The organism is Smaragdicoccus niigatensis DSM 44881 = NBRC 103563, from assembly GCF_000380645.1.
Lineage (GTDB): Bacteria > Actinomycetota > Actinomycetes > Mycobacteriales > Mycobacteriaceae > Smaragdicoccus > Smaragdicoccus niigatensis.
In genome coordinates this window covers 18,522-35,933 of sequence record NZ_AQXZ01000007.1, presented here as the reverse complement: position 1 = coordinate 35,933, position 17,412 = coordinate 18,522, and the positions used below count along the sequence as shown (strand labels likewise).

The 17,412-nt window shown below is 64.1% G+C and carries 19 protein-coding genes; 10 read left to right on the top strand and 9 right to left on the bottom strand.

Annotated features, from left to right (window positions below; translation table 11 throughout):
• Nucleotides 1-5 precede the first annotated feature (5 nt).
• Complete coding sequence (locus F600_RS0101185) at nt 6-974, top strand: alpha/beta fold hydrolase (protein ID WP_018158747.1); 969 nt, start codon at nt 6-8, stop codon at nt 972-974.
• Nucleotides 975-1,043: 69 nt separating this feature from the next.
• On the opposite strand, the gene purU is transcribed toward F600_RS0101185, so the two are convergent.
• Nucleotides 1,044-1,934: a formyltetrahydrofolate deformylase gene (purU, locus tag F600_RS0101180; protein ID WP_026306036.1), complete on the bottom strand. Its 891-nt coding sequence runs from the start codon at nt 1,932-1,934 to the stop codon at nt 1,044-1,046.
• A gap of 76 nt (nt 1,935-2,010) precedes the next feature.
• Between purU and deoC the strand changes: the two genes are divergently transcribed.
• Nucleotides 2,011-2,655, top strand: a complete 645-nt coding sequence (gene deoC, locus F600_RS0101170) for a deoxyribose-phosphate aldolase (protein ID WP_018158744.1) — start codon at nt 2,011-2,013, stop codon at nt 2,653-2,655.
• Nucleotides 2,656-2,721: 66 nt separating this feature from the next.
• On the opposite strand, the gene F600_RS0101165 is transcribed toward deoC, so the two are convergent.
• The 6 genes from F600_RS0101165 to F600_RS0101140 are packed head-to-tail and all read right to left on the bottom strand — an operon-like array spanning nt 2,722 to nt 8,115.
• The gene (locus F600_RS0101165) at nt 2,722-3,564 is read right to left on the bottom strand and encodes an LmeA family phospholipid-binding protein (RefSeq protein WP_156024347.1); all 843 of its coding nucleotides are present in this window, start codon (nt 3,562-3,564) and stop codon (nt 2,722-2,724) included.
• Between the two features lie 37 nt (nt 3,565-3,601).
• Nucleotides 3,602-4,402 carry a class I SAM-dependent methyltransferase gene (locus F600_RS0101160; RefSeq protein WP_245541448.1) on the bottom strand — a complete coding sequence of 267 codons (801 nt, stop codon included), beginning with the start codon at nt 4,400-4,402 and terminating at the stop codon, nt 3,602-3,604.
• Nucleotides 4,403-4,409: 7 nt separating this feature from the next.
• Complete coding sequence (locus F600_RS0101155; RefSeq protein WP_245541447.1) at nt 4,410-4,955, bottom strand: DUF2505 domain-containing protein; 546 nt, start codon at nt 4,953-4,955, stop codon at nt 4,410-4,412.
• A 37-nt stretch (nt 4,956-4,992) separates the two neighbouring features.
• Entirely contained in the window at nt 4,993-5,493 is a 501-nt protein-coding gene (locus tag F600_RS0101150; protein WP_018158740.1) for a DUF2505 domain-containing protein, read from the bottom strand.
• A 36-nt stretch (nt 5,494-5,529) separates the two neighbouring features.
• Nucleotides 5,530-6,537: a UDP-N-acetylmuramate dehydrogenase gene (locus tag F600_RS0101145; protein ID WP_018158739.1), complete on the bottom strand. Its 1,008-nt coding sequence runs from the start codon at nt 6,535-6,537 to the stop codon at nt 5,530-5,532.
• A gap of 9 nt (nt 6,538-6,546) precedes the next feature.
• Complete coding sequence (locus F600_RS0101140) at nt 6,547-8,115, bottom strand: MBL fold metallo-hydrolase (protein ID WP_018158738.1); 1,569 nt, start codon at nt 8,113-8,115, stop codon at nt 6,547-6,549.
• Between the two features lie 151 nt (nt 8,116-8,266).
• On the opposite strand from F600_RS0101140, the gene F600_RS32530 reads away from it, so the two are divergent.
• The 3 genes from F600_RS32530 (at nt 8,267) to F600_RS0101125 (ending at nt 11,337) form a co-directional block, all read left to right on the top strand.
• The gene (locus F600_RS32530; RefSeq protein ID WP_018158737.1) at nt 8,267-9,013 is read left to right on the top strand and encodes a peptidylprolyl isomerase; all 747 of its coding nucleotides are present in this window, start codon (nt 8,267-8,269) and stop codon (nt 9,011-9,013) included.
• A gap of 192 nt (nt 9,014-9,205) precedes the next feature.
• Nucleotides 9,206-10,411, top strand: coding sequence for a L,D-transpeptidase (locus F600_RS0101130; protein ID WP_040629952.1), 1,206 nt, complete (start codon nt 9,206-9,208; stop codon nt 10,409-10,411).
• Nucleotides 10,412-10,527: 116 nt separating this feature from the next.
• Nucleotides 10,528-11,337 (top strand): MerR family transcriptional regulator, encoded by an 810-nt coding sequence (locus F600_RS0101125; RefSeq protein ID WP_018158735.1) that lies wholly within the window; start codon nt 10,528-10,530, stop codon nt 11,335-11,337.
• A 59-nt stretch (nt 11,338-11,396) separates the two neighbouring features.
• On the opposite strand, the gene F600_RS0101120 is transcribed toward F600_RS0101125, so the two are convergent.
• On the bottom strand, nt 11,397-11,624 hold the full coding sequence (locus F600_RS0101120; protein WP_018158734.1) for a hypothetical protein: 228 nt from the start codon (nt 11,622-11,624) through the stop codon (nt 11,397-11,399).
• A gap of 123 nt (nt 11,625-11,747) precedes the next feature.
• Nucleotides 11,748-12,527 carry an SDR family NAD(P)-dependent oxidoreductase gene (locus F600_RS0101115; protein WP_051090701.1) on the bottom strand — a complete coding sequence of 260 codons (780 nt, stop codon included), beginning with the start codon at nt 12,525-12,527 and terminating at the stop codon, nt 11,748-11,750.
• 130 nt (nt 12,528-12,657) lie between these two features.
• On the opposite strand from F600_RS0101115, the gene mshA reads away from it, so the two are divergent.
• The 5 genes from mshA (at nt 12,658) to F600_RS0101090 (ending at nt 17,382) form a co-directional block, all read left to right on the top strand.
• Nucleotides 12,658-13,944 carry a D-inositol-3-phosphate glycosyltransferase gene (mshA, locus tag F600_RS26335; RefSeq protein ID WP_051090700.1) on the top strand — a complete coding sequence of 429 codons (1,287 nt, stop codon included), beginning with the start codon at nt 12,658-12,660 and terminating at the stop codon, nt 13,942-13,944.
• Between the two features lie 2 nt (nt 13,945-13,946).
• Nucleotides 13,947-14,462, top strand: a complete 516-nt coding sequence (locus tag F600_RS0101105; protein ID WP_018158731.1) for a type III secretion system chaperone family protein — start codon at nt 13,947-13,949, stop codon at nt 14,460-14,462.
• Between the two features lie 5 nt (nt 14,463-14,467).
• Nucleotides 14,468-15,220, top strand: a complete 753-nt coding sequence (locus tag F600_RS0101100; protein WP_026306035.1) for a phosphoglyceromutase — start codon at nt 14,468-14,470, stop codon at nt 15,218-15,220.
• A gap of 189 nt (nt 15,221-15,409) precedes the next feature.
• Nucleotides 15,410-16,696, top strand: a complete 1,287-nt coding sequence (locus F600_RS0101095) for a sensor histidine kinase (RefSeq protein ID WP_026306034.1) — start codon at nt 15,410-15,412, stop codon at nt 16,694-16,696.
• The gene (locus F600_RS0101090; protein ID WP_018158728.1) at nt 16,693-17,382 is read left to right on the top strand and encodes a response regulator transcription factor; all 690 of its coding nucleotides are present in this window, start codon (nt 16,693-16,695) and stop codon (nt 17,380-17,382) included. Before F600_RS0101095 ends, F600_RS0101090 begins: the two co-directional genes overlap by 4 nt.
• Nucleotides 17,383-17,412 lie beyond the last annotated feature (30 nt).

The window sequence follows — 17,412 nt, the reverse complement described above, 5'->3', positions numbered from 1 at the left end:
TGTTGATGACCACCTCACGCGCTGTTGCGTCAGTTGACTCCGACGACGACCTGCTCCTCGAGCCGAGCGTCGCACCGGATGTCATCCCCGTCGTCACTTCCGACGGCGGCTCCCTCCGGGTCCATGCCTATGGACCGGAAGATGGGGACCCAATCGTCCTCATACACGGCTGGACTTGCCGTATCGAGTACTGGTACCCCCAGATCAACGCCTTTGCGAAGCGTCAGCGCGTCATCGCGTACGACCACCGCGGTCACGGCGAGAGCAAGCTTGGCCGGAACCGCGTCTCGGTCGAGATGCTTGCCGACGACCTGCAGGCCGTCCTTGACGCCACTGTTCGCCCGGGCAAGAAGGCCCTTCTCGTGGGCCACAGCATGGGCGGCATGACGATCATGGAGTGGGCAAGCCGCTACCCGGGCAATGTCAATCGCCTGGTCTCCGGCATCGTGCTCGCCAGCACTGGTGCCGACCGCATCCTCAAGGACACTGCGGCGCTGCCGATTCTCGGCAAGGTCAACGGTGTTCGCGGCGTGCTGACCAAGGCGGTCGTCGCCGCGCCGGTTCCGCTGCCGCCGCTCGGCGCAGTGAAGAAGATCTTCCAGTACCGGGCGCTGTCGCCGCGCGCGACCAATGCTCAGGTCGACTTCTGCTTCGACATCGTTGCGGCCTGCTCGCCGATCTCGCGCGCACGCTGGGGTCTCGCCCTGGGCCGCGTCGACGTCACGCGCGGTCTCGAGAACATGAACGTTCCGGTCACCGTCGTCGCCGGAACCTATGACCGCCTCACCCCGATGAGCCACTCGCACAAGCTGGTCGCACAGCTCGAGGACGCGGGTGTTCCGGTCCGTCTGGCATCGCTCCCGGGCGTCGGTCACATGAGCAACGTCGAAGCCGCCACCGCCTTCAACGAAGAGGTCGCCCGACTGCGCGTCGCCGGCCGCCAGCAGAGCCGTTACGGCGCTGCCGCGGGTTAAACATCCACACAGTCATCCGCCCGCTTCCCGAAGAGTTTCCGGGGAGCGGGCGGTTTTCATTTTCTGGGGCTAGGTGAACACGACCGTCTTGCGCCCGTGGACGAGAACACGATCCTCCAGGTGCCAGCGCAGGCCGCGGGCCAACACCTGCTTCTCCGCATCCCGGCCCTGGCGCACGATGTCGCGCACGGTGAATGAGTGGTCGATCCGGCTGACGTCCTGCTCGATGATCGGGCCGGCGTCGAGCTCGGCGGTCACGTAGTGGCACGTGGCTCCGATGAGCTTCACGCCGCGCGCATACGCCTGGTGGTACGGGCGTGCGCCGACGAAGGACGGCAGGAAGCTGTGGTGGATGTTGATCGCGCGACCCGCCCAGTGACGGCACAGGTCCTCCGGCAGGACCTGCATGAAGCGAGCGAGAACGATCGCATCCGGGAGGTAGGAGTCCGCGAGGTCCCGGACCTGTTCGAACGCGGGGCCGCGCTCGTCGGGATTCGCGGGGAACGGCACGTGGTGAAACTTCACGCCGTGCGCCTCCGCAACTCCACGAAGGTCCTCATGGTTGCCGATGACGGCTTCGATCGTCGCGGGGAAGTCGCCTGCGGCAGTACGGCCGAGAAGGTCGTGGAGGCAGTGCGGCTCCTTGCTGACGAGCAGCACGACCCGCTTCCGTTCGGTGGTGTCATGCACGGCCCACTCGACATCCGGTCCGAGGGTTTCGGCGATTGGGGCGAACCGTTCGGCGAACACCTCGGGGGTGCACTCGGGATCGGCCGGGAGGACGGCCTGCCGGGTGAAGAACCAGCTGGTGTCCTCGTCGGAGTGATAACCGGCTTCGTGGATCGAGCTGCCGTCTTCGGCGATGAATCGGGTGATCTCCGCGATGATGCCGGGGCGGTCAGGACATCCCAAAGTCAGGACAAGTCGACGTTTGGCCTCGGAGTTCACTGCTCTGCTCACCCCGAGAGATTATCGGAGAAGGCTGTGGACCGGCATGTTCTGTCCCTCCGAGTACGCTGACCGGGTGACAGCCGGAATGACGCGCGCCGCGGTCGCGGCCATGATCGATCACACTCTTCTCAAGCCCGAGGCGACGCGCGACGATGTGCGAGCCCTGGTGGCCGAAGCCCAGGAACTGGGTGTCTATGCGATCTGCGTTTCGCCGTCGATGCTCCCGGTGACCGCGGATGGCCTCGCGGTGGCAACGGTCGCCGGCTTCCCCTCCGGCAAGCATCACTCGCTCGTCAAAGCCGCCGAAGCGCGCCTGGCGGTCGAAAGCGGTGCGAATGAGGTCGACATGGTGATCGACATCGGAGCGGCCAAGGCGAACGACTTCAACGCAGTACTGGCCGACGTACTCACGGTCTACGAGGCGATCAAGAGTCGCGCACTGCTGAAGGTCATCATCGAATCGGCGGCGCTCACCGACGAGCAGATCGTCGGGGCGTGCGAGGCGGCCGTTCAGGCCGGTGCGGCCTTCGTGAAGACGTCGACCGGGTTCCACCCCGCCGGTGGCGCGTCGGCGCACGCGGTGGCACTCATGGCGAAAACGGTGGCCGGGCGGGCGAAGGTCAAGGCGAGTGGCGGAATTCGAACCGCGGAATCCGCCCTGGAGATGATCGCGGCGGGCGCCGATCGGCTCGGCCTATCGAACAGCCGAGCCGTTCTCGACGGCATCTGACAGACGATCGGCCACGATTCTCCGCGGTGAGCGCGGATTATCGTGGCCGATCGAAAGCGCAGGGGCCTACCCGCAGCTGGTGACCTTCCGCGGAGCGTCAGGAGACAGGGCTCCCGAGTTCGTCGGGCCGGCCGTCGTGGTGGTCGGCGTGGTCGATGCCGGAGGCTGATCCGACGGCGTCCAGTTCTTCCCCTCCAGGCCGAGAGTCAGACCCTTGGAGTCGAGGGCCACAGCCTTGGCCTTGAGGCCGAACGGCATGTTTCCGCTGCTCAGGTTCTCGTTGATCGTCGACAGGATGTTGTCGACGACGCTGTTGTCGATTCCCATGCCGAAGAAGCTCGCGTCCACCGTCTGCAGTTTCAGCGTGTCGTTTTCGACGAAGACTCGGACGGTCGCGGTCGCGATATCTCCGACGAAGGAGATCTTGATGGTCCCGTCGTTGTTCGTCTCCAACGAGGAGATCAGCTGGCCGAAGGACTGCTGTTGCAGGGTCTGCAGCATGCCCTCAGCGCTCCACGTGACGACGGCCTTCGCGCTGTCCGTCGCGCCGTTATCGGTCTTGATGCCGTTGATCTTCGCGTCGATCCCGAGGCCGTTGACAGTCCCGGTGCTCGATTCTTTGCTCTCGATCGTGACGTAGTCGAGCTTGCCGGTCAGAAGTTGAAGCAGAACCGGCTTCGCGCTCAGGCCCACATCGACATTGCTGCCGATCTGGCTGAACGACGACGTGATGCATTCTTTGATCTTGTGCCGCATGTACACCTCGCCGCCCGCGACACCCACCACGATGAGGGACAGCACGAGGGAGACCACCAAGATGATGATCCCTCGGCGATTGAGGGACTTACGCGGAGGGCTCGGCTGGTATTCGGGCTGGGGCGGAGGCGGGGGCGGGGGCTGGTAGACCACGATTCCGATTGTTCACGATTTACCTGAAGGTTGGCTGTTAATCCGCCGGGGCAACCCATTCCCAGTTGATCGTGAGCACGCAATCGCGCATGCGACGGCGATACCGCTGCACCGGAATTCCCGTTTCGGCAAGCAGGTCCAGGGTTGCTCGCCACCGCGCGCGGGGTCCGAACGTCGACACTGGTGCGCACGTCGCCCAGGCTCGGTCCGCGGACTGAAGCAGATCGTGAATTCGTTCACCGGGGACGTTCCGATGGATCAGTGCCTTGGGCAGTCGCTCGGCGATATCGGACGGGCGCTCGGTCGTAAAGGGGTCCCACGCGAGCGTGAACGTCAGCGGACCCGTCTTATCGAGAAGAATCCACGCGCAACGCCGACCGAGTTCGTCGCAGGTTCCCTCGATGATGAGGCCGCCCGGGGCGAGTTGATCCTGCATCCGGCGCCACGCTGCCGAGACCGCATCCTCCGGATACTGGCGCAGCACGTTGAACGTCCGAACGAGCACCGGATTCAGGCCGGCCAGTTCAAAACCGCCCCGCATGAACGAGACCCCGGGTTCGGACTCGGCGATGCGGGCGGGATCGATCTCGAGACCGACAACGCGGACGTCGTGCCGAACCTTGCGGAGTCGGTGTGCGAGTTCGAACGTCGTGAACGGCCGAGCGCCGTACCCGAGATCGACGACCAGGGGATCGGAAGCATCGTGCAGAACCTGGCGAACCAGTGGGTGATGGACAAGCCAGCGATCACTGCGGCGCAGCCGGTTGACTCCCGTCGTGCCGCGCGTGATCGAACCGACCGGAGCTCCCACGGGGCGGGAACTCGGGGCGGGCTTCACCTCGCTATTAGACGACTGCCCGACTGTTGGCGTCCAACCAGTTTCCGGTCGCGCCCCACTCCTTGTCGAGCAGTTCGAGCAGGTGGGTCAGCATGACCCGCTCGAGCTGACCGCCCACGATCGGGATGTTGACCTGAGCCTCGAAGGTGACGCGCAGGACCGCGCCACGACCATCAGCCGCGACGAGGGTGCGGGCGCTCAGGCTGCCCGGTCCGCCCGGGATCGAGGCCGAGGAGTGACCGGTGATGGACTTCCCGTCGTAGTCGAAGTGCTCGCGACGGGTGATGACCATGTCCTTGCGCAGCACGGCACGGGCCAGTTCCGGCATCAGTTCGCGCGGGATGATGTGGTTGAAGGTGGCGTCGATCTTCGACTTCTCGACCTCGAGCGATGTGAGCTCGTTGGGGGAGAAAACACGCAGCTCGTCGAGACGAGTCTCCCAGTGGTCAGTGTTCTGCAGGGCAGCCCACACCTGAGGAACGGTGTGGCTGACAAACCGTGCGCTGTAGTCGAGTCGACGAGCCATGAGCAGCGACTTTACCGGCGAAGACATGTGGACCGATGACCTTGATCTGATCGTTTCCGAGTGGTTAGTGGCTTGCGACCCAGGCTTTGGAGAATGCGTCCTCCACCTTGAACAGTCGCGGAAGTTGATCGGCGACGACGGCCTCGACAGCACGTCCCACAATGGGAACGCCTATTTCGACGACGCCGGCGAAGGTGACTTTGCTGCCATTCTCAGACGACTCCAATGTCGTCGATCCGGCCATGTGAGCTCGACGGCCTTCGACCACCGAGGTGAATTTGCCCGTGGACTCCCGGTCGACCAACGGCCCCCAGGTCTCCGTCCGGCTGATCCGGATGTTCGTCGCCATAACCCGCTGAATCAGGGCAGGCAGATGGTGGCTGCGGATCGTCTGTTCGAGGTGGACGGTGAAGCGACCACCCTCGCGTGAACTACTCAGCAGCTTGCCGAGACTTCCGCCGACTTCCTTGATCCGGGCAGCCCAGTACTCGTCGCTGGTGAGGGCCGCATAGACGGCCTCGACCGGAGCGTCGAAGTGCACCGAATGGTTGATCTCGCGGGCCATATGCAGACGGTACCTGCTCACCCTGACAAGCGGCCGTCAGGCAAGCGCGCAATTAACGAAATCGCACTCGGGATAAAGGGTTACGCCGTACTTGGCGTGTACGCCGGCGCGGATGTGGCCCGCCAGCACCATGAGGTCCTGTGCCGTGGCGCCGCCGCGGTTCGTGAGCGCGAGCGTGTGCTTGGTGGACAGGGTCGCGCGACCGGTTCCGACCTCTTTGCCGTAGCCCTTCGGGAACCCGGCGTGCTCGATGAGCCAGGCCGCCGACAGCTTGAAGCCGTGTTCATCCGGCCAGCGCTGCGCGTCGACCGCGAGCTCGGGGACGTGCGGTACCACCGGATTGACGAAGAACGACCCGACGCTCCAGGTGTCGTTGTCGTCCGGGTTCAGCACCATGCCGCGCATGCTGCGCAGTTCGATGACGGCTTGCCGAACATCGGCGACGGGTGCGGAGTCGGTGACCGACATGTTCATGTGGTTGGCCAAGGCTGCGTAGCGCAGCGGCGGTGACATCGTCTCGCGCTGGAGGCGGTAGGCGACGTCGAGAACGACGTAGCGCCGATTGCGCTTGAAGATCGACGTCCGGTTGCCGAATTCGAGATCGTCTCGGAGCCACCGCGCGACCGCGCCGGATTCGCGGTCGTATGCCGTGACGTACTCGAGCGTGTCCGACGTCAAGGCGCCGTAGGCCCCGACGTTCTGGATCGGGGTGCCACCGACGAGCCCGGGAATTCCGGAAAGCTGCTCGATGCCCGAGAGGCCCGCCTCGATGGTCTGCGCGACCACTGAGTCCCATTCGACGCCGGCATCGACCGTCACGAGGTCGTCGGCGATCGTGAACTGGTTGTTCGCGACCTTGATCACGAGACCGTCGAAGCCGACGTCGCCGACGACAAGGTTCGAACCCCCGCCGACGATGAGCAGTTCCGTGCCGGCGGCGTCCGCGTCCTTGACGAGCGACACCAGTTCCTCGGTCGTCTCGGCCACGGCGTATTCGCGCGCTGGACCGCCGACTCGGATCGTGGTGAGCTCGCTGAGATTCATAGGTGCAGGTTATTCGGTGTTGCCAGTTCCGACTTTGCTACTACGCAATTGGTGACCCTTCGAGGTCAGGCAGGCGCCGGTCTTGAGATTCCAGTCCCAACCGTGCAGGTTGCAGGTGAGCTTGTCGCCCTCGATGATGCCGAACTTCGTGAGGTCGGCCTTGAGGTGTGGGCACCGGCGCTGAATCTCCCAGCCGTCCTTGATGATCGTCGCGCTGTCGTCGTGCGACTCGGCGAACCAGCCGTCGGCGTACGCGATGCGCTCGTCGGTGAGGCACTTGAAGAACGTGTACAGATACTCGTTGAAGCCACCGACACGATGCGCGGTGAACCGCAACGACAGAAAGATCGTGTTGACCCAGTCGGGCTCGTTGTCGCGGAGAACCGTCCGAACGATGTTCGGCGCGATCGCGAAGCCATAGCGGAACTTCTCGTCGGCGATCGGCTCGCGCACGATTCGCTTCGGGAAGTCCAGCACGACCTTCTCGGCGCCCATGTCCAACTCGACGGGGTAACCGATGCCGTCGCAGATCTGGTCGGTCTGAACCATGATCGGCTCGAACAGTGCGCGGAGCGGCTCGAGCAGCGGCTCGCCTTCGGCCGGGGCCCACGTCGCCTTGATGGCGGCGATGGTCGGAGCCATTCGTTGGGCGAAGGACTCGATGTAGTCCGCCTTGCCGGTGGTGAAGATCTTCTCGACCTCGTCCGCCGGAATCGGGTGTTCGAGAGCGTTGAGGTTGGACCCCGAGAAGTCGGCGGCGCTGCCCGGAATCATGAGCAGGCCTTTGTCGTGCCCGTGCTGCCGCATCTGGTCGATGAAGACGACCTGGTCCGGGAAGATGTTCGCCGGGTTGTCGGTGTCGTCGTTGAGGTAGCGGAGTTCGTCGTCGAGGAAGCATGGCGGCCCGGCGGACGGGATGACCCACGTCGCGTCGACCTGAGAGATGTATTGACGGCAACGGTCCATTCCGCGCTGGCGTTTCTGGATCGCGAAGGCGTCCTTGGCGCGCTGCGGCATGTCGTAAACCCAGGGGAACCAGATGGCGCCGGAGAACTGCAGCATGTGGACGTCGATGTGCCCGAATGCGGTGTGCATGACGTCAAGGTCGATCGGACGCGCGTCGTTCATGTTGAAGGCGACCGTCTCGCCGTCTGAAACGACGAGGCCCGAGTCGCCGAGCGGGCCGTCGGCGGGTGCCCGCATCGCGATGATCATGATGTCCAGGTCACCCTTGGGGCCGGTCACCGTGTGCTTGACCGAGTCTTCGGTTTCGAAGAACTTGTGGAAGCCCAGTCCTTCGAGTTCGCGCTGCAGGTCCGGCACCGGGTAGTCCGGGAGCAGCACGACGGCGTCCTTGTTGACGTGCTTGAGCAGGTGCGCGGCGTCGAAGTGGTCACGGTGCAAGTGCGAGACATAGAGGTAGTCGACGTCGCCGAGCGCATCCCAGTCGAGCTGGGTGTTGTCCGGAAACGGAACCCATGCGGCGAAATACGCCGGGTTCACCCACGGGTCGCACAGGATCGACCCGGCCTTCGTCTCGATGTGAAAACCTGCATGGCCGACGCTGGTGATGCGCACAGTTAAAGCCCCTTCCGGTCATCTCCAGACCCGGCTTCAAGGATGCCTGCTCAATGCGTAAGGCAACAACCCGGGCGCGCCCGGGCGCGGCGTGCTCTGTGACCGGCGTGTCGGGCCTACCGTGACGCACGCGGGGCAAAGGAGAGATGCAGTGACGCGATTTGGGGTTTTCGGGGCGATTGCCGTCCTGACCGCGGTTGCCGCCTGTGGCAGCAACACGGTGAGCGGTTCCTCACAGGGCGAGGACGCGGGCTCGAGCACGAGTTCGGTTGCGACGCTGGACCGTGGACCGCTCGGCAAGCTGCCGACCCGAAAGTCGCCGCTGCCTCCGACTGTCTCCTGCACCTACGACTCCGACGGTTCCCCGGCAAAGCCGGCGAAGAAGCCCCCGGCGACCGCGTCGACCGAGGGGACCGCGGTGGTGACGCTGGCGCTCGGACAGGGGACCGTCACGCTCGATCTCGATCGATCGTTGGCGCCGTGCACGGTGAACAGTTTTGTCAGCCTCGCGCAGCAGGGCTACTTCAACAGCACGACCTGCCATCGACTGACGACCGACGGAATCTACGTCCTGCAGTGCGGCGACCCGTCCGGGACCGGAGCGGGCGGACCGGGTTACAAATTCGCCGACGAATATCCGACGGATGAAGTCAAGGCATCGAGCTTTGGCTATTCCCGCGGATTCATCGCGATGGCCAACGCGGGACCCGCTACCAACGGGAGCCAGTTCTTCATCGTTTACGGCGATTCGGAGCTGCCGCCGGCCTACACGATTTTCGGCCGGATCGGCGACGGAATCAAAGTCATCGATGGCATTGCTGACGGAGGCGTAAAAGATGGTGGCCAAGACGGCGCTCCGGCGAATAAGGTCGAGATCGTGACCGCTTCCGTGGCCTGAGCGGGTGACACATCACATAGCAGTCTGGGGAATAGCTGTGAGGCTGCCCACTGCTGCGTGCGACGACCAGCACTGATCTTTTGGCTGATGTCGAAAGCCGCCTATTGCGGCCAATTCCACAGTAACGTGGGGGTTGTGGATGACATCACTTCGTCGTTACCAAAATGATCATTCAAGGTTAGCGTTTTCTCCATGTTTGCTACCAAGGTTCGTGCGCGTCTTGCGCTCGTAGCGTCAGTGCTGTTTCTGGCGCTCGTCGGCGCAACCGGCTGCAGCAGTTCGCTTTTTGCGGAATTCAAGCTCGACTACTCGCCCGGCGATGGGTCGACCGACGTCAGTCCGGCAGACGACATCTTCGTCAAGGCTGAGCACGGCAAGCTCGAGAGCGTCACGCTCACGAGTCCGGCAGGCCACCAACTCGACGGCCGTCTCAACGCGTCGAAGGACGAGTATCACGTCACCGAGCCGCTCGGGTTCGGCAAGACCTACACCTGGTCCGGCACCGCCAAAGACGGCAGCAAGAGCGTCAAGATCGAGGGCACGTTCACCACGATCAACCCGGAGACTCTGACCTACGGATCGCTCAACATCGGTGACGACCAGACGGTTGGTATCGCCGCACCGATCATCATTCAGTTCGACAGCCATGTCGAAGACAAGGCCGCAGTCGAACGTGCCATCACCGTCAAGACCAGCACGCCTACGGAGGGCGCGTGGGCTTGGCTGCCGGACGACAACGGTTCGCGTCTGCACTGGCGTCCGCGGGAGTACTGGAAGCCCGGCACCAAGGTAGAGGTCAACGCCAAGCTCTACGGCGTCAACATGGGTGATGGTGCCTACGGCGGCCAGGACCTGTCCCTCGAGTTCCAGATCGGACGCAGCCAGATCGTCAAGGCTGACGCGACCACGCACCGTATGCAGGTCATTCGAGACGGCCAGGTCGTCAGCGATTACGCGGTGAGCTACGGAGCGGGCACTGAAGAACGCAATACGACCCGTAGCGGAACGCACATCGTGCAGGAGAAGCACGAGCACTTCAAGATGACGAACGAGCCCTACTACCGGGACGTCGACGAGTATTACGCGGTCCGTATCTCGAACAACGGTGAGTTCATCCATGAAAACCCGAACACCGTCGGTTCGCAGGGCTCGGCCAATGTCTCCAACGGGTGCATCAATCTGAACCCGCAGGACGCACAGGAGTATTTCAACTCCGCGCTCTACGGTGACCCCGTCGAGGTGACCGGAACGGATGTGGACCTGTCGGCTGCCGATGGCGACATCTACGACTGGACGATCGACTGGGCGACCTGGAAGTCGATGTCGGCGCTCGACGGCAGTGCGAAGCAGGTTGTGTCGGCGTCGGCGAAGAAGCCGGCACCGATCGGCGGAAACTGACCTTCGATCAAGGCATGCCGGGCTCCCGTTGGGGCCCGGCATTCTTTTTTTGGCAGGCTTGACCCTGACACCGTGTGAGGCCATAGACCAGTGTCACCTCTTCAAAGGAGGAGCCATTGTTCACCATCGGAGACTTCGCCAGACACGGCCGGGTTTCGGTGCGGATGTTGCGGCACTACGACGAGCTCGGTCTCTTGCAGCCGGCTCGCGTCGACCCACACAGCTCGTACCGCTACTACGAGGCAGCACAGCTGTCGCAGCTCAATCGGATCGTCGCGCTCAAGGAGCTCGGGTTCAACCTCGCCGAGGTCGGCTCGATTCTCGACGAGCACATCGATGCCGAAAAATTCCGGGAGATGCTGGAACAGCGGCGATCTGAGCTGCGGGCCCAGATCGCGGCAGACACCGCCCGGTTGCGCCAGGTCGACGTTCGTCTTCGAGTCATCGATAGCGAGGAAATCATGCCCACCACCACGGAAATCGTCGTCAAGTCCCTCCCGGCCGTTCGCGTCGCCGAACTGACCGCCCATGCCGAGGGGTACAACCCCGATGCCATCTCGCCGGTCATCCAGCCGCTCTTCGGCCAGCTTGCCGACCGCATGAGTGCGGCGAAGATCGAGTTCATCGGCCCGGCCGTCGCGTACTACGAAGACAGCATGGACGGCGGCGTCATCGTTCACGCGGCGATGCCGGTCAATCTCGAACCGGGCGACCACGGATTCGACATCGTGGATCTCCCGGCGGTTCCGCGGGCCGCGACCCTGATCCACCGCGGCAGCATGGACACCGTGCTCGGGTCGTGGCAGACGCTCGCGCGCTGGATCTCCGACCACGAGAACCAGCAGGCCGGCTATGCCCGCGAGGTGACTCTGCATTGGTCCGAAAACCCGGACGAGTGGGTCACCGAGCTGCAGGTCCCGATCTAGCCAAATGCAAACAGCGCCGGAGCTCAGGCTCCGGCGCTGTTGCGGTCAGGGCGTGGTCATCACTCGATGACGCAGGTCGTTGTCGTCTTGACGCCGATGATGAAGCCTTTGCTGTCCACGATCGGGGTCTTGGTGGTGGTGCAGGTCTTCTTCACCGTCGGCGCGGTCGTGCCGGCGGGGGAAACGGGCTTTGCGGTGTCCGCATTGGCCAGCCCGCTGGCTCCGAGCATGAGAAACGATGCGGCGGCAAAGGATGCTGCGATCTTGGCGGCAATTGTGTTCTTCATCAGGGTGTTCCTTCTCCGTTGGCGGCGCAATCTCTTCGCTATCCAGAGTGCTGATCTTGACCGGTCTGAAGAAGGTGCCCAAGGGGGTCGGCAGACCTCACCGGGGTGGCGGGTTTTCGCCACCTAGGTGGCGCGATTGACCCGTCCGGCCTCCGCCTGGTCGCGCGGTTTGACGACGATTTGGTCGATGTTGACGTGCGGTGGCCGCGACGCGACGAACCCGACGATGTCGGCGATATCTTGCGCGACAAGCGGTTCCATCCCGCGGTAGACCGCGTCGGATCGGTCGGCGTCACCATCGAACCGGACGAGCGAGAACTCCGTCTCGACCGCTCCCGGCGCAACCTCGGTGAGCCGGACCGGCTTGCCGAGGAGTTCGCCGCGAAGCGTCCGGTGGAGGACTGCCTCCGCGTGCTTCGCTGACGTGTAGCCAGAACCGTTGTCGTACGGGCTGAGTGCGGCGATCGACGTGATCGTCACGATGAGGCCGTCGCCGGACGCGATGAGACCCGGAATGAGGGCCTTCGTCATTCGGAGCGTGCCGAGGACGTTCGTCTCCCACATCCAGCGCCAGTGGTCGAGGTTGGCCTCCGTGACGGGCGCCAGGCCCTTCGCACCGCCGGCGTTGTTGACGAGGACGTCGACGCGGGGCAGTGATGAGCAGAAGGCGTCGACCGATTCCTGATCGGTGACGTCGAGAAAATGTGCGACGGCGCCGGTCTCGGCGGCGATTGACTCGAGGCGGTCGATCCGCCGGGCGCCGGCGTGAACCGTGTATCCCTGGGCCGCGAGAACGCGAACACAAGCCTCTCCGATCCCTGAACTTGCCCCGGTGACTACTGCGACTTTTCCGCTATTCACCCGTCCATTGTGTATTCCGGCGCAAGGAGGACGAGGGAGCATCGCAGTGAGTACCGGAGTGCAGCGAGGAACGGAGCGAGGAGCGGATGGAGGACGGTGCGCCCATGTCGGGAAGGAAATGTGTGTGCAGACGGTTGAGGTGGTTGCAGGGGTCTGACGTCGGGAAGGCAATATGGGGACCGTGAGAGCAAACGAAGGCTTCTGGCCGCGTCGCGTTGCGGTGCTTTCTGTTCACACTTCTCCCTTGGCGCAGCCAGGTACCGGCGATGCCGGTGGGCTCAACGTTTACGTCCTCAAAACCGCCGAACGGCTTGCCGAGCACGGGGTCGAAGTCGAGATCTTCACGCGGGCAACGTCTTCTGCCGACGCTCCGGTCGTCGAAGCGGCGCCGGGAGTGCTCGTCCGAAACATCGTCGCGGGTCCGTTCGAGGGCATGGACAAGGCCGAACTGCCGACTCAGTTGTGTGCGTTCACCTCGGGCGTCCTGCGCGAACAAGCACTTCATCCGGTCGGACACTACGACGTCCTGCATTCGCACTACTGGCTGTCCGGCCAGGTCGGATGGCTGGTCCGGGATCGCTGGCGGGTGCCGCTCGTGCACACGGCGCACACGCTCGCCGCGGTCAAGAACCTGTCGATCGCCGATGGTGATTCGCCCGAACCCGCATCGCGTGAGATCAGTGAGAAGCAGATCGTTGCGGAGGCGGACCGGCTCGTCGCGAACACCTCTCTCGAAGCGCGCCACCTGATCGAGCTGTACGGCGCGAGTCCGGAGCGCATCGATGTCGTCGCTCCCGGCGCTGACCTGCGCACCTACACCCCGGGCGACCGGATCGCGGCCCGTGCCCGCCTGGGCATCGCACCCCATGAGCAGGTTGTCGCGTTCGTCGGCCGCATCCAGCCGCTCAAGGCCCCGGACGTGCTCGTTCGCGCGGTCGCCGAGCTCGCGGCTCGCGGTGCGGCGCCCATTCGCGTCCTCATCGTCGGCGGACCCTCCGGGACCGGCCTGGCGCGCCCGCAGGCGCTCGAAGAACTGGCCACGTCGTTGGGTGTCGCGGCGCAGATGACGTTCCTGCCGCCGATGCCGCCGCAGCAGTTGGTGAATGTCTACCGCGCCGCGGATGTTGTTGCCGTACCGAGCTATTCGGAGTCTTTCGGCCTCGTGGCGATCGAGGCTCAGGCCTGCGGAACTCCGGTGCTCGCCGCTGATGTGGGCGGGCTCGGCACCGCGGTTTCCGACGGGATCACCGGGGTACTCGTCGATGGCCACCGGACGACGGACTGGGCAGATGCGCTGCAGAAGATGCTGTCCGAGCCGGAACGCCTGGCGAAAATGGGCGACCGCGGGCACCGGCATGCGGCTCGCTTCTCCTGGCGCCAGACCGCGGACGGCTTGCTCTCGAGCTACGCCAAGGCGCGCGCCGGTGACGTGGTGCCGATGGCGGTAGGAGGGTGGTAGCCGTGGACCTGGCGCAAGCACTTGAGGATGCGCTCAATGAACTCGGCATCGAATTCACCCGAGCCGGCGAGCGGAACTACATCGTCGATCTCCCGGGCGAGAAAAAGCTCAAGACCACGTGCATGTTCACGGCGGAACGCACGGGCGTGCTGATCGAAGCGTTCGTCTGCCGCCATCCGGACGAGAACGAGCCGAAGGTGCACGAATTCCTGCTGCATCGAAACCGCCGGATTTTCGGCGTCGCCTACACGATCGACAACAATCGCGACATCTACCTCGTCGGCCGCCTCACCCCGGAGTCGGTTTCGACCGTGGAGGTCGACCGAATCCTCGGTCAGGTACTCGAAGCGGCGGACCGCGACTTCAACATTCTTCTCGAACTCGGCTTCGCCGAATCCATTCGCCGCGAGTGGAAGTGGCGGGTTTCGCGAGGCGAATCGCTGGCCAATCTGCAGGCCTTCAAGCACCTTGTAAATGAGCATGACGATCACGCGCCGGAAGGTGACGTGGAAGGATAACGCCCATGACTGACACAGTGGGCACGCTGATTTTGGTCCGCCACGGCGAGAGCGAATGGAATGCCATGAACCTCTTCACCGGTTGGGTGGATGTTCACCTCACCGACAAGGGGATCGGCCAGGCCAAGCGGTCCGGCGAGCTTCTCGTGGAGAAGGACATCCTCCCGGACATCGTGTTCACGTCGGTCCTGCGGCGCGCGATCTCGACTGCGAACATCGCACTCGATGCAGCGGACCGCCACTGGATTCCGGTCGTTCGCAACTGGCGCCTCAACGAGCGTCACTACGGTGCCCTGCAGGGCAAGAACAAGGCCCAGATCCGCGACGAGTACGGCGACGACCAGTTCATGCTGTGGCGCCGTAGCTACGACACCCCGCCGCCCCCGATCGAGGACGACAACAAGTACACGCAGGTAGGCGACCCGCGCTACGACGCCAGCGACATGCCGGCGACCGAGTGCCTCCTCGACGTCGTGAAGCGGATGGTTCCGTACTGGGAGTCGGAGATCGTGCCCGAACTCCGGGCCGGCAAGAACGTCCTGGTGGCCGCACACGGTAACTCGCTGCGCGCGCTCGTCAAGCATCTCGACGGCATCTCCGACACCGACATCGCCGAGCTCAACATCCCGACTGGAATCCCGCTCGTCTACGAGCTCGACGACGACCTCAAGCCGAAGAACCCCGGCGGCACGTACCTCGATCCAGAGGCTGCGGCAGCGGGCGCGGCCGCCGTCGCCAACCAGGGCGCTCAGCACTAAAACACCACGATTTCGAACGCGAACTCCACCAGCGTCGGAGAGACGGCCATCACGTCACTCCCTCTCTGGTGGAGTTCTGCATAACGGTGAGTGAACGGCGAACAAACCTTGCCCGACAATCTGACGCGCTACCAGCAGAAATGCTTCACGAAGCACGGATGAACGTTCGCTGAAACGTACGATTCGAGTGTGGGTATTGTTCAGGCGGTAGTGCTCGCAGTCATTGCGGCACTGATCGGCCTCGCGATCGGCGGGCTGACCATCCCGTATCTCAATGCCCGAAACGCCCGGCGCGTGCAGGCACAGTCCGGTCTGACGATGTCGCAGGTCCTCGACCTCATCATTCTCGCGTCCGACAGCGGCATCGCGGTCGTCGACAAATACCACGACGTGGTGCTGTTCAATCCCCGCGCCGAACAACTTGGTCTCGTGCGCAATCGCCTTCTCGATCCGCGCGCCTGGGCAGCCGCGCAGCAGGTGTTGGACACCGGTCGTTCGACCGAATGCGATCTCAGCGACGTCAAGGACCCGCACCAGCGGGAGCGCATTGCGGTCCGTTGCGTCGCCCGGTCGCTCAGCAAGACCGAGACGTCGTTCGTGGTGTTGTTCGCCGACGATGATTCCGAGCAGGTCCGCATGGAGGCCACTCGTCGAGACTTCGTCGCGAACGTTTCCCACGAGCTCAAGACTCCGGTCGGCGCGATGAGCCTGCTCGCCGAGGCCCTCCTCGAATCCGCCGACGACCCGGAGTCGGTCCGGAACTTCGGTGAGCGACTTTTCGCCGAAGCGACCCGGATGGGCGTGATGGTGGGCGAGCTGATCGAACTTTCGCGCCTGCAAGGCGCCGAGAAGCGGCCAGACATGGGCGTGGTCGACGTCGATGAGATCGTCGCCGCCGCCGTCGACCGGTCGCGCACCGCCGCCGAGGCCGCCGACATCACCGTCATCCCGGACAGTCCGAACGGGCTCGAGGTCGTGGGCAACAGCACGCTGTTGGTGACGGCACTATCGAACCTGGTGGAGAACGCCATCCACTACTCGCCGCCGGGCTCGCGGGTGTCGATCAGCCGCACGTTGCGCGGCGGCATGGTGTCGATCGCCGTGACCGATCGCGGCATGGGTATCGCCAAGGAAGACCAGCAGCGCGTGTTCGAGCGGTTCTTCCGCGTCGACAAGGCGCGTTCCCGGCAGACCGGTGGAACTGGTCTCGGACTCGCGATCGTCAAGCACGTCGCGGCTAACCACAACGGTGAGATCACCCTGTGGAGCCGGCCTGGCACGGGGTCGACGTTCACGTTGCGCATTCCGGCGCACATCGAAATCGACTCGCACGAAACGCACGTTCCGGGAGCCGCTATCAGCGGTTCTCACACATCGCGGGGTGAAATCGCCCCAGGGAGAGAAGCAGGAGTTCGGTCTGTGGCTAGTTCAAGTAAGGGTGCTGACTCGATGAAGACTGCAGGGACCAGCCGATGACGAGTGTGCTGATTGTCGAGGACGAGAGCTCGCTGGCGGATCCGCTGGCGTTCCTGCTCCGCAAGGAAGGCTTCGAGACGACCGTCGTGAATGACGGGCCTTCTGCGCTCGCGGAGTTCGAGCGCTCCGGCGCCGACATCGTTCTGTTGGACCTGATGCTGCCGGGGATGAGCGGCACGGACGTCTGCAAGCAACTGCGGTCGAAGTCGAGCGTTCCGGTCATCATGGTCACCGCGCGGGACTCGGAGATCGACAAGGTCGTGGGGCTCGAACTCGGAGCCGACGACTACGTCACCAAGCCCTACTCCTCGCGCGAGCTGATCGCCCGCATTCGGGCCGTGCTCCGCCGGGGCGCGGACAACGAGGCAGAGCCGGTGAGCGAGACGGGCGTACTGTCCGCGGGGCCGGTGAAGATGGACGTCGAACGACACATCGTCACCGTTGAGGGTCACCCGGTCACGTTGCCGCTCAAGGAATTCGACCTTCTCGAATACCTCCTGCGGAACTGCGGCCGCGTGCTCACGCGAGGCCAGTTGATCGACCGCGTGTGGGGTGCCGACTACGTCGGTGACACCAAGACGCTGGACGTTCACGTCAAGCGACTGCGCTCCAAGATCGAGGCCGACCCGGCGAAGCCGGAACTCCTCGTCACGGTGCGCGGACTGGGCTACAAGCTCGAGGCCTGACACAAACCGGACGGTCCTGACGCCGCGAAG

What these genes read in the sequence shown, in the direction of transcription:
- F600_RS0101185 (WP_018158747.1), top strand. Translation starts at nt 6, where the DNA reads ATGACCACCTCACGCGCTGTTGCGTCAGTTGACTCCGACGACGACCTG.
- deoC (WP_018158744.1), top strand. Translation starts at nt 2,011, where the DNA reads ATGACGCGCGCCGCGGTCGCGGCCATGATCGATCACACTCTTCTCAAG.
- F600_RS0101155 (WP_245541447.1), bottom strand. Translation starts at nt 4,955, where the DNA reads ATGTCTTCGCCGGTAAAGTCGCTGCTCATGGCTCGTCGACTCGACTAC.
- F600_RS0101150 (WP_018158740.1), bottom strand. Translation starts at nt 5,493, where the DNA reads ATGGCCCGCGAGATCAACCATTCGGTGCACTTCGACGCTCCGGTCGAG.
- F600_RS0101145 (WP_018158739.1), bottom strand. Translation starts at nt 6,537, where the DNA reads ATGAATCTCAGCGAGCTCACCACGATCCGAGTCGGCGGTCCAGCGCGC.
- F600_RS0101130 (WP_040629952.1), top strand. Translation starts at nt 9,206, where the DNA reads ATGTTTGCTACCAAGGTTCGTGCGCGTCTTGCGCTCGTAGCGTCAGTG.
- F600_RS0101120 (WP_018158734.1), bottom strand. Translation starts at nt 11,624, where the DNA reads ATGAAGAACACAATTGCCGCCAAGATCGCAGCATCCTTTGCCGCCGCA.
- F600_RS0101115 (WP_051090701.1), bottom strand. Translation starts at nt 12,527, where the DNA reads ATGCTCCCTCGTCCTCCTTGCGCCGGAATACACAATGGACGGGTGAAT.
- mshA (WP_051090700.1), top strand. Translation starts at nt 12,658, where the DNA reads ATGGGGACCGTGAGAGCAAACGAAGGCTTCTGGCCGCGTCGCGTTGCG.
- F600_RS0101100 (WP_026306035.1), top strand. Translation starts at nt 14,468, where the DNA reads ATGACTGACACAGTGGGCACGCTGATTTTGGTCCGCCACGGCGAGAGC.
- F600_RS0101090 (WP_018158728.1), top strand. Translation starts at nt 16,693, where the DNA reads ATGACGAGTGTGCTGATTGTCGAGGACGAGAGCTCGCTGGCGGATCCG.